Below are 11,695 nucleotides of genomic sequence, written 5' to 3'. Positions count from 1 at the left end.
ATGCCCGCGATCTTTATTTGCCCCGTACAATCCCTAGCGTCAAGATACGCCAGAGCAGGCAGAATCATCTGGCAGGGCCAGCGACTGCGGCTTCGTCCGCTTCCGCAAGATGCACCCGCAGCATATTGGGCCGCTCGGTACGGCGATGCCCAATGCCGTATCCCGTGCTCAAGGTAGTCATGGCCGGGGCTGCCGTGAAGGCGACAGCCAGAGCGGCAATAATGGCCGCCCCCGTTGGAGTTGTGGCCTCATGCTCCACCCCGCCGCGCGTGGTGGGGATGCCATGAAGAATCTCGACTGTCGCCGGAGCAGGAACTGGCATCATGCCGTGCATGCAGCGCACAAAGCCGCCGCCAAGCTCCAGGGGCGAAGACCACACGGCATCAACGCCCAGAGCATGAAAACCGATAGCCGCGCCCACAATGTCCACAATGGAATCCGTAGCGCCAACCTCATGAAAATGCACGTCTTCCAGAGCCTTGCCATGCACCTTGGCTTCTGCCTCGGCAATGCGGCGAAAAATACTCAGGCTCGTCTGCTTAACCGGGTCTGCCAGCGCGCTTTGCGTGATAATTGCCGCGATGTCGGCCAGATTTCTGTGCGGCAGGTGCCCGGCTTCCACGAGGCTGTGGTCATGCACGCGGTCAGGCGCACCAGTATGCGTATGTCCGTGTTCATGCTCGTGCCCGTGGGTATGCTCATGCCTATGTGCGTGCCCGAGCTGTTGGCCGTTCAAGTGCACATAAACCTGCGTCCCCTGAATGCCATTACACTTTTCTGGCTGACACTGGAGCGCAAACTCGTCATCAATGGCGAGCTTTGCCAGTTCGGCCTTCAGGTAATCGGGGCTGACCCCAAGATCAATCATGGCGGCCAGATTCATATCGCCGCTGATTCCGGCAAAACAATCGTAATACAGTATCTTCATAAAGCCCCGGCAAGAAATGTGCATCTGGAAAAATAGGGACAGACTGCCGCCGCCCGTGCGCAATATAGGTATTTTGCCCGCAACAGGGAATAGACAATACGGTTTGATTTTTGCCTATTCCTGCATGATGGCGGCGATCCGGCACACCGCATGTGCTACCTCTACACGTTTTTGCCCAGCTCAAAAGCCTGCTTCATGCTGGGGGAGCCCTTTATATCACCCTTGTTCCACGCGCCGACGCCGTACACAACGCCCTTTTCCACCGATCCTTCAAGGCAGTAGGCAAAACCCCTGAAGCACTCGATGGTTCGCTCCATGTGCGACAAGTCAGTGTCCGCAGCGGCAATAATGTAATACATGATCTTGTTCTTGATTTCAGTGTAGCGAGCAACCGTCCTGTCCATGAGGGCTTTTATCTGCGCGCTCACAGAATAGAAATACACGGGCGAGGCCAGCACAAGAACATCAGCCTTGATCATTTTTTCCAGCATGGTTTCCATGCCGTCCTTTTGCACGCAAACGCCCTCATGGCTCTGGCAGTATCCACAGCCAAGACACGGAGCGATTTTATGCTCCTGCACAAAAATCTTTTCCACCCTATGGCCTGCCTCCTGCGCTCCAGCCATGAACTGCTCACACAGCAGATCAGAATTGCCGCCCTTGCGTGGGCTGCCGCAAAAAATCAGGATGTTTTTCATTACTCGCTCCATATGCACTGCTTTGTAAGTATTTAATCCCTTGCCAGTTGCTGTTCAGACGCCGATTTTCAGCCATTCAAGCGCATCCCTGCAAACTTCAACCTGAATATTTAAACCATTGCTTTAACTTTTTGACAGGCATTTCACCGGGAAAAATGCCTTTGCGTCAGGCACGCAAACTTGCTCATATTGCCCTAGCCGCTGCTTTATTCTTTTAAGAGTCCTGACTAAAAGCGTATAGTCCGATTCTCTCAAATTATTGCCTGATTGTCCGATGATTCAAACTATTGTGTTGTTTTTATCCGTCCTCTTCTGGTAAAAAACCAGAAAGGGAGAACGACCATGCCTCAGCAAGACAAAGATAAATGCGACATGCTGAATATTCAGCGGCAGGCGCTGGCCCGCGACATTGCCCGCCAGACCGAGCAAAACCACCGTCTGGAAACGGCAGTGCCGGGGCTTGTGCTTGTGCGGTACGAAGCGCCGACCCAGCCCGCAAGCTGCATATACGAGCCAACTATCTGCCTTGTTGCTCAGGGTGCCAAGCGCGTTATGCTGGGGGGCGAAGAATATCTGTATGATGCCAACCACTACCTGATTTCATCTGTCGGCCTGCCCGTAGTGGCAAACGTGGTGGAGGCCAGCCCGGAAGTTCCGCTTCTGGGCATGGTGCTCAAGCTTGATATGCGCATGCTGGCCCAAATGATGGTGGACAGCAATCTGCCGGTTTCACGCGCGGCAAAATCCGGGCGCGGCATGCGGGTCAGCGAGGTGTGCATGCCCTTGCTCAACGCCTTTCAGCGGCTGCTTGACCTGCACAACAACCCGCAAGACATTGCCGTGCTCTCCCCGCTGATTCACAAAGAGATACTTTACCGACTTCTGCTGGGCGAACAGGGGCATTATCTGCGCCAGATTGTGGCAGCTGGCAGCCACGGCTTCCAGATCGCACAGGCCATTGACTGGCTCAAGAAAAACTACGTGCAGCCCTTGAAGATAGACAGCCTTGCCAGACAGATAGGCATGAGCACCTCGACCTTCCATCTTCATTTTCGCGCCATGACCAGCATGAGCCCGCTGCAATACCAAAAGTGGATGCGTCTGCACGAGGCCAGACGGCTCATGTTCATGGAGCACCTGGACGCCACCAGCGCCGCCTTTCAGGTGGGGTACGAAAGCCCCTCGCAATTCAGCCGCGAATATCGCCGCCAGTTCGGCACCCCGCCCCTGCGCGATATAAAGGGCCTGATCAGCACCCAGAGCGACTGCGCTTCCGGCAGCCACAAGACAATGTGAAGCAATCCGCACACTAAGGGCACTTTGAGTTTGCGATGCAGTACGGTGGCAAGGCTCGCGCCGAAGCGGGGCAACCTCCCCCGCCATGCTTCTATTTCTTCGTGTCCATCTCCCGCATTCTTGATTGATATTGACTTTCAATTTCCTTTCCTCCATCTTCATACTTCATCGTGTGCCTCTCCACGAACACACGCGCCTCTCTCCAATCACAGCTAGTTCAGGAAGAAACATGACGCCTTCACAGGTTATTTCCGCTTTGCAGACCCTCACCAGCATTCATCAGCCCGTATTTCTGTGGGGCGCGCCGGGCGTGGGCAAAAGCCAGATAGTGTCCCAGGTCGCCGCCATGCGGGGCATGGCCCTGCGCGATATCCGCGCCGTGCTGCTTGATCCCGTTGATCTGCGAGGCTTGCCGCGCCTTACAGATGCGGGAACCGCCGTATGGTGCCCGCCAGCCTTTTTGCCGGGCCCGGACGACCCGCCGCAAGGCATACTCTTTCTTGACGAACTCAACGCCGCCCCGCCGCTGGTGCAGGCGGCCTGTTACCAGCTCATACTCGACAGAGCCATTGGCGAATACCGCCTGCCGGATGGCTGGTCCATTGTTGCGGCTGGCAATCGGGAAAAGGACAAGGCCGTCTCGTACCGCATGCCTTCTGCTCTGGCTAACCGCATGGTGCATCTGGAGTTTGACGCCAGCCTTGACGACTGGCTCGCCTGGGCGCAGGGAGCGGGCATTCGACGCGAGGTCTGCGCGTTTTTGCGTTTTCGCCCCCGCTTGCTGCACGATTTTGACCCGCAACGCATGGAAAAAGCCTTTGCCTCGCCCCGCTCGTGGGAATTTGTTTCGTGCATGCTGGAGGCCGCACCCGCCCGCGAGGTGGAGTACGAGTTGTTTCAAGGCACGGTCGGCCCCGCAGCCGCAGCGGAGTTCATGGGTTTTCTCTCTGTATGGCGCGAGCTGCCCACGGTGGATTCCATCCTGGCGCAACCGGATGCCGCAACCGTGCCGCAGGAGCCAGCCGCCCTGTACGCCACATGCGAGGCCCTGAGCCTGCGCGCGGCAGAAGACACCATGGATGCCCTCACCACCTATGCCGAGCGCCTGCCCGCTGAATTCAGCGTACTGCTGATGCGCGATGCTGTCTGCCAGAATACGGATGTGGTGAACACCCCGGCCTTCAACCGCTGGGCAGAAAAAAACGCGGAAGTTCTGCTTTAAGCCATGCACACATTCGAGAACCAGCATCCAGACCAGCAAAAGGCAGTCCCCACCATCACAGATGCAACCCTGGCAGCCCAGCACTGCATCACGCGCGCAAGGGCAGCTCTGGTCATGGAGCATCCCTTCTTCGGCTCTCTGGCCCTGCGCTTGCGCTACAAGGCAGACCCCTCCTGCGCGGATATGTGGACAGACGGCAAAACCCTTGGCTACAACCCGGCATTTTCCACCGCCCTTTCGCAAAAATCGCTGGTGGGGGCAATGGCGCACGAGGTTCTGCATCTGGCCTTCGGCCATCATCTGCGCCGTAAAGGGCGCAATGCAAAACTGTGGAACCGCGCCTGCGATCTGGCAATCAACCACATTTTGGTGGAGTCAGGCTTTACCCTGCCTCAGGGTTTTGCGCACAATCCGGCCTATGCGGGCATGAATGCGGATGAAATCTTTGACGCATTGGCAAGCCTGCAAGACGCCCCCACCAACAAGGGCGCGCAAAACGCGCAGGTTGCGCAGGGCGTGGAACAGACAGAAGGCGCTGGCGCAACCGCCTTTGATGGCGGCAAGCAGACCGAGCAACCGGAGCAGCCCACCCCGCCGCAAGGCGCACAAAACAGCGAGCAGCAAAAAGACGCGGACGCCGACCCGCAATCCGCCGCTGGCAACAAGGCCGCAGCCAGGCGCGAAAAAGGCCGCCCGGAGCAATCAGAGGGCACAACCAGCTTCACCGGCGAGGTGCAGGATCACCCCGATGCGCAAGGCATGCAGAACGATCAGGCCCTCAAGGCCGCCGAGCAGGAGGCGGATATAGCCATGATGCAGGCCATGCAGCGCGCCCGCAACATGGGCAGCATGCCCGCAGGTCTGGCCCGGCAGCTTGACCGGGCGTGGCGGCCCAAGCTGGACTGGCGCACGCTTTTACAGCGCTTTTTGGAGCAGTGCGCACAAAACGACTATTCGTGGACTACGCCCAACCGCCGCTATCTGTACCAGAACATCTACCTGCCTGCCCGGCGGGAGGCCCGCCTGCCCCACGTGGCGCTGGCTGTGGACTGCTCCGGTTCTGTGGACGAGCAGGCGCTGGCCATGTTTTGCGCAGAGCTTACAACCGTGCTTGAGGCCTACGACACCACGCTCACAGTGCTGTTTCACGATACCAAGGTGCAGAAAACCCTCACGCTTACGCGTATGGACATCCCCGCCAGCCTAGCACCTGTGGGGGGCGGCGGTACGGATTACCGCCCTGTGTGCGCGCATATTGAAGACGAGCGCCTGGCCCCCACCTGTCTGATCTGGTTTACCGATCTGGAGTGCGACCGCTACCCCGCCGAGCCGGAATACCCGGTACTGTGGATTTGCAGTGCGCCGCACGAGCAACAGCCGCCATTCGGACAGGTGATATGTCTGACGGAACCAGCAGCCGCACTGGGCACGGTCTGAACCAACCGCTTTAATCAGGTGCCTTAGTTGATGCCAGCCCCCAAGCAACACCCCAGCCCCACACAAGGTCGCCATGCATATTGAATGGAAAATCACCAAGAAACGCGGTTACATGCGGCCCGTCCTGCAATATTCTGTGCATCTTGAAGAACACGAAAAAGCTCTGGCCCTGCCTATTGTCAGCATAGTTTCAACCATTCCGCAGCCAGAAGAAGAACGGCAGGATTACTGCTATCCCGGCCTGTTCGAGCGGGCGCAGGGTTACACCCCCACCCATTTTCACACCCTTGAGGCCCCATCGCACAAGGGGCACTCGTGGACGCGCAGCCTCACCCTGCCCTGGCGCGAAATCAACGAATACCCGGAAGTGGAAGAATCGTTTCAGCGCCTGCGCGCCGCCTTGGAAGCAGAAATTGAAAGGGCAGACAACAGCCAGCCCATGAGCGTGAGCGGCAGCGTGCAAACTTCTGCCGCCGCCAAGGTAATGCTTGCCCCCAACCTGCTTGCCGAGCGCTTTTTGCGCCTTGCCGCCGGGGCCCAAGCCTCCGGCCAATAAATATAATGATGTGTTGCGGCAGATATGTGAACATGGACATGCTTTTAATTAGCAGCCTAACAATAAAAAATGGCTTATATCTCGCACACAAAATTCATCACGCATCTATCAGCATAAAATATATGATTTTTTAAATATTGAAATAAACTCATAACATATGAGTATTATTTTGACATAATCATCATACAACTGTATGTTCATAAAAATTCTGATTCATACAGACATTACAAGTTACCTTCAAATTCATAATTTGTTATTAGTCTGTTTTTCCTGCTTCACCTTCCTGCATCACCAGACACAATGCATATCGCAAGACCACTGGCCTGAGACTGATAACGTGCCATAGGCTGACTGAGAGGCTGCTATGCGCATCAAGTACAAGGTTTGGTGCCTTACCGCTGCAATTATCAGCATAATCATTTGTGCTGATATCTATTTTGGTTACAATGAAATTGAGTCTTCCATCCGCATCGAATTGGGGCGTGATGCAGAAGACATCCGCGCCATTATCATGTCCACCCGCCGTGTTTATCAAAAGCAGTTCATTGATAGTGGGCTGCCCGTAACCGATGCCACCATCGGTTTTTTGCCTGCGTACGCGCTCTCCAGAATTTCAACAGAATTCCATAACTGGAGCGACAGCGGACTCAGGTTCAGCACTGTTTCTGACAGGCCGCGCAATCCCGCCAACATGGCAAATCATTTTGAGCTTCAGGCCCTGGCATGGTTCAAAGCCAACCCTGCCGCCAAGAGCCGGATGGTTGAAGTAACAGAAAACGGCCTTGCCTACTATCACTACACCAGCCCCATTTGGGTAGAAGAATACTGCTTGCGATGTCATGGCAACCGCGAGAATGCCCCCCAGTCCATCGCTGCGAACTACGCAGATGCCTTCGATTACAAAACTGATGATATCCGGGGCATAGTCAGCATTTTCATGCCCACGCAGGAGATGCGTCAGGAATATTATTCCGAGTGGGTCTTTCAGCTTGCGCTGCGCCTTGTTGGGTATCTGGTGCTCTTGATTGCGCTTGGCGTCTTGCTCAACAAATACGTTATTGCCCGCCTGGCGCGGCTGGAAGAAAGCACCAAAAAACTCGCCGCGGGCGATTATACCGTCCGGGTTCACCGCATCGGCAAGGATGAAATTGGCGATCTGGCCGACTCCATCAATAAAATGAGTTCAGAAATCCAGAAGCGCGAGCAAACCCTGCGCGAGAATGAGGAGCGCTTCCGCCTGACAACAAACAGCATCAAGGACGCGCTGATTCTGCTGGATTGCTCCGGGCACATCATTTTTTGGAACAAGGCGGCGGAGACCATCTTTGGCTATACGGCAGACGAGGTTATAGGGCGCGTTTTGCACGAATTTTTAGTGCCGCCCCGCTATCGCGATAGGATGGCCGAGGGTCTGGAAGATTTCTGCCACAGCGGTCAGGGGGATTTTCTGGGTTCTGGCGTTGAATTGAGCGCCCTGCGCAAGGATGGGCAGGAATTTGCCATTGAGCTTGCGCTGTCTACCATGAACATGCAGGGCAAGTGGGTGGCTATCGGGCTGGTCAGGGATATCACAGAGCGCAAGCAGGTTGAGGCCGAGCTTGCGGCCCACCGTGAACGGCTGGAGGCGCTGGTGGAATCGCGCACCCAGGATCTGATTATTGCCAAAAACGCAGCGGAGGCTGGCAGCGTTGCCAAGAGCGCCTTTCTCGCCAACATGAGCCACGAGATTCGCACGCCCCTGAACGCCATCACGGGCATGATCCATATTTTGCGCAAATCGGGGCTCACGCCCAATCAGGTGGAAAAGCTCACCAAGATCGAGATCGCCAGCAGTCACTTGCTGGAAATCATCAACAATGTTCTGGAATTATCAAAAATTGAAGCCGGAAAGTTCGTGCTGCAACATGTGCCCGTGCATATTCCTACCCTGCTTGAGAACATCACTTCCATTCTGGGCCAGAAAGCGCAGGAAAAAGGCCTTGACCTGCTTATGGATGCTGCGCCAGAGACCTGCCCCGTCTATGGCGACGACAGCCGGTTGCAGCAAGCCCTGCTCAACCTCGCCACCAATGCGCTCAAGTTTACGGATCACGGCTATGTCAAGGTGGCAGTGCGCCCGGAATCGCAGACAGACAGCACCGTGACGTACCGCTTTGAGGTGGAAGACACAGGCATCGGCATCAGCCCGGAGATGCAGCCGCGCCTTTTCAGCGCCTTTGAACAGGCGGATAACTCCATGAGCCGCAAATACGGCGGCACGGGCCTTGGCCTTGCCATCACCAAAAAGCTTGCGGAACTCATGGGCGGCAAGGCGGGGATGACCAGCGTGGAGGGCAAGGGCAGCACGTTCTGGTTCACTGCCGTGCTGCGCAAGGATGCGCCCCCGCACAACGAACCGACCAGAGTCAGCGCTGAGGAAGCAGAACGCACAATCAGGCAAAAGCTTGGCAGCAAGCGCATTTTGCTGGTGGAAGACGAGCCTATCAACCGTGAGATTGCCCAGGCCCTGCTGGAAGACGTGGGCTTTATCGTTGACCTTGCGGAAGACGGCGGCAAGGCCATTGAGCGGGTGCAGGCCGCTACCTATGATCTGATTCTCATGGATATGCAGATGCCGCACATCAACGGACTGGAGGCCACCAGGCAGATACGGCTGCTCCCCGAAGGGGCGACCATTCCCATTATCGCCATGACTGCCAACGCCTTTGCCGAAGATCGCGAACTCTGCATCGAGGCTGGCATGAACGACTTTATCGCCAAGCCCGTTTCAGTGTCGCTGCTCTACCAGAAGCTCTGCGCGTGGTTGCAGAGGGGGAATTGAAAAGGGCAAATTGCCACTAGCTAAGAAAAATTGGGGCTGAGGGGAGTAACAAATCCCCTCAACCCCAATCCAGATGATCAGATTTTGTTCAACGCTCTTCGTTTATTGCTTATGCCCTTCATGTCCAGCGGGCGCTTGATCTGCTGCGGCAGCAGGGGGAGTCTGCCCCATGGCGTCGTGCTTCATGCCACCCATCATGCCTCCATCCTTCATGCCACCCATCATGCCGCCGTGCAGATCTTTGATGCCAAAATCTTTTGTGATCTTGTCTTCAAAGGCTTCACGCTCTGACTTGAGCTTGCTGACAAGCTGCGCAAACTCGGTAGCAGTCTTGCTTACAGCCTTCACATCCGGGTTTGTCGCATGTTGCAGGGCTTTCAGTTCTTCATGCTTAACAAAGAGAGCCTGCTGCGTGGGCTCAATTTTTTTGCTGTAATCCTTGAGTGCTGCGTCAAACTGAGCCATTTGTTCGGGCTTCAGCTGCCCCTTGATATGTTTGATCATGCCTGGGTGGATTGCCCCCATGCCCATATGTGACATCATGGGGCCCATTTCTGAACCACCCATCATGCCACAACCTCCCATTTTTCCGTCCATGGCCACCGCAGTGGTGGAATAGACAGTGGTGCCAACCATTGTTGCGGCCAGAAGGATGGGAAGAATAATTTTTGAAGATTTCATAATACCTCTCCGTGTTGGGGGGTGTTTGCGCGTTTGTTTTTAAATCCACCTTCATTACATATCAAATTGCTATGAAATGTCCAGCCCCAGCGTGCAACTACTGAATATGCCTACCGGCATGGGGCCAAGTGGGGCTGGCCTGCGGACTAGACCACCCTGACATTGAGCATCATGCCCTGGTCTTCGTGTTCAAGGTTATGGCAATGGAAGAGGAACAGTTGCTCACCAGGATATTGCGGGCTGGAAAAATCGATACTCACAGTGACAGTCTCACCAGGCCAGACCAGTACAGTGTCCTTGTAGCCAAGATCCGTAGCAAGCCGCCCGTGAGCATCCACAGCACGATTTTTTACCTGCGTGGGGCTGCCGCTCCTTTCCAGCACACGATAAAAGTATCCATGCAGGTGCATAGGATGGGGCATGCTGGCTTTGGCATTGCTGATACGCCAAATTTCAGGGCCACGTTTTTTTACAACTATGGGCGAACTGTTCATATCAAAAGTGTGATCATTAATAGTCCATCCCCCCATATGCCTCATGGCCAAATTAATGGGGCGATCAAATCCCTCGACGCGGGGGGCCGGGATGTCAGAGAGATTCGTTGGTAGTTTTCTGGCATAAGTAACCTTTTCATCCACCAGCAGCCTCAAAACGGGGTAAGTGCTGCCCTCGCCCAGACCACCGTGACTTCCGGCATGTTCACCAGCGCCCATAGCATGCTGGTTATCGCTGCCGTTCGCGTGACTCATGGAAGCAGCGCCTGTTGAATGCTCCATGTTCATCATGCCGCTCATTCCCATCATTTCACCTTCATTGTGCATGGGATCGAAGGGCATATTTTGAAGAAATATTTCCTGCCCTGGGGAGAAGGTGCTCATGTCCAGCAGTATGTCTGCGCGTTCGCCAGGAGATAAGAAGAGGCCGTCAATTTGTTGTGCTGCTGGAAGGAAGCCGCCATCGTTGCCGATCAGCAGGAAGGGGAGCTGCCTGCCATCTGAAACAAATGAAAGGTTGTAAATGCGGGCAGTGGATCCATTGAGCAGGCGAAAGCGGTACAGACCCGTGGAAGTTTTGAGTGTGGGTGTACGCTGCCCATTGACGAGTATGGTGTCGCCCAAATAACCCATCATCAAATCATCTTTGGATGGGGAATAGTCCAGGCGGCCATCATGGGTAAGGCGCTTGTCCTGAATTACAATGGGAATATCCGTCTCGCCCAGGCGGAAATCATATTCTTTGGCAAAGGCTTCTTCCTCGTCATCGCGCACTATGAAAAAGGATGCCAGCCCCATGTACGCCTGTTTTGCTGTCAACCCGTGGGGATGCGGATGATACCAATACGTTCCGGCCCGGTTTGTTACAGGAAACGAATACTCGTAGCTGCTCTTGGGCCCAATGGCATAGGATGGATGCCCTGCCTGTTTCCATGAGCAATCCACTCCATGCCAATGAATAATTGTGGGCTCGTCCAGACCATTCACAAGCGTTGTTTCAAAAGGTTGCCCCTTACGCAACACGAGGATCGGGTTCAGGTATGCCTCACCCTTATACTTGGCAGAATAAGCAAGCATGGGCGCGCCAGTTGCGGGCAGTGCTCCTTTTACTTCCTCTGCCGTCAGGGTAAACTTCCCTTCCGGGGTAAGCAGCCCAAAGAGGCCCGATTTGCCCGGAACAGGCAGTTGGGTAGAATTAAAATTTGTTGTTGCGGCTTGAAGTAGGCCCCCAAAGCCAAGGTCTGACCCGACTGCGAGTATGACGGCTTTAGAGGAAAAGGACAGGAATTCTCTACGATTTTGCTGCATCTGGCACCTCTCAGAATGGTTATCCCTAAACCTGGAGTTGCTAACGCTGGTGAGTCAAAAGACCTTATAAAAAAATACTCTAGTCATACCGCAATAGCAAGCATATAGACTATTTTAATACATATCCATGCGAGATTATTTGCTTCATCTTGTGAAAAAATCAGACCTTTACAATACAAAACATAGTATACGCTGAGGAAATCAAAAAAACATATGCTTTAACGTTCCACCTCAAGCTATTTCGTTCCTTGTTA

At 54.8% G+C, this 11,695-nt stretch carries 9 protein-coding genes; 5 read left to right on the top strand and 4 right to left on the bottom strand.

Features of this window, described 5'->3' with window-relative positions:
* Window positions 1-64: 64 nt before the first annotated feature.
* Window positions 65-928, bottom strand: coding sequence for a LarC family nickel insertion protein (locus RDK48_RS02500; protein WP_308587790.1), 864 nt, complete (start codon window positions 926-928; stop codon window positions 65-67).
* Between the two features lie 161 nt (window positions 929-1,089).
* The gene (locus RDK48_RS02495; RefSeq protein WP_298994191.1) at window positions 1,090-1,626 is read right to left on the bottom strand and encodes a flavodoxin family protein; all 537 of its coding nucleotides are present in this window, start codon (window positions 1,624-1,626) and stop codon (window positions 1,090-1,092) included.
* A 342-nt stretch (window positions 1,627-1,968) separates the two neighbouring features.
* Between RDK48_RS02495 and RDK48_RS02490 the strand changes: the two genes are divergently transcribed.
* From RDK48_RS02490 to RDK48_RS02470, 5 genes are all read left to right on the top strand, one after another.
* Window positions 1,969-2,922 carry an AraC family transcriptional regulator gene (locus RDK48_RS02490; RefSeq protein WP_298994193.1) on the top strand — a complete coding sequence of 318 codons (954 nt, stop codon included), beginning with the start codon at window positions 1,969-1,971 and terminating at the stop codon, window positions 2,920-2,922.
* Between the two features lie 229 nt (window positions 2,923-3,151).
* Complete coding sequence (locus tag RDK48_RS02485; protein WP_298994195.1) at window positions 3,152-4,144, top strand: MoxR family ATPase; 993 nt, start codon at window positions 3,152-3,154, stop codon at window positions 4,142-4,144.
* Between the two features lie 3 nt (window positions 4,145-4,147).
* On the top strand, window positions 4,148-5,581 hold the full coding sequence (locus RDK48_RS02480) for a VWA-like domain-containing protein (protein WP_298994197.1): 1,434 nt from the start codon (window positions 4,148-4,150) through the stop codon (window positions 5,579-5,581).
* A gap of 73 nt (window positions 5,582-5,654) precedes the next feature.
* Window positions 5,655-6,137 carry a hypothetical protein gene (locus tag RDK48_RS02475; RefSeq protein WP_298994199.1) on the top strand — a complete coding sequence of 161 codons (483 nt, stop codon included), beginning with the start codon at window positions 5,655-5,657 and terminating at the stop codon, window positions 6,135-6,137.
* A 364-nt stretch (window positions 6,138-6,501) separates the two neighbouring features.
* Window positions 6,502-8,958: a DUF3365 domain-containing protein gene (locus RDK48_RS02470; protein ID WP_298994201.1), complete on the top strand. Its 2,457-nt coding sequence runs from the start codon at window positions 6,502-6,504 to the stop codon at window positions 8,956-8,958.
* A gap of 102 nt (window positions 8,959-9,060) precedes the next feature.
* Here RDK48_RS02470 and RDK48_RS02465 read toward each other — a convergent pair whose 3' ends face one another.
* Complete coding sequence (locus RDK48_RS02465) at window positions 9,061-9,555, bottom strand: periplasmic heavy metal sensor (protein ID WP_298994203.1); 495 nt, start codon at window positions 9,553-9,555, stop codon at window positions 9,061-9,063.
* A gap of 230 nt (window positions 9,556-9,785) precedes the next feature.
* Window positions 9,786-11,441: a multicopper oxidase family protein gene (locus RDK48_RS02460; protein ID WP_298994206.1), complete on the bottom strand. Its 1,656-nt coding sequence runs from the start codon at window positions 11,439-11,441 to the stop codon at window positions 9,786-9,788.
* Window positions 11,442-11,695 lie beyond the last annotated feature (254 nt).

It is taken from the genome of uncultured Desulfovibrio sp., from assembly GCF_902477725.1.
GTDB lineage: Bacteria > Desulfobacterota > Desulfovibrionia > Desulfovibrionales > Desulfovibrionaceae > Desulfovibrio.
This window is presented reverse-complemented; position numbering and strand designations above follow the sequence as displayed.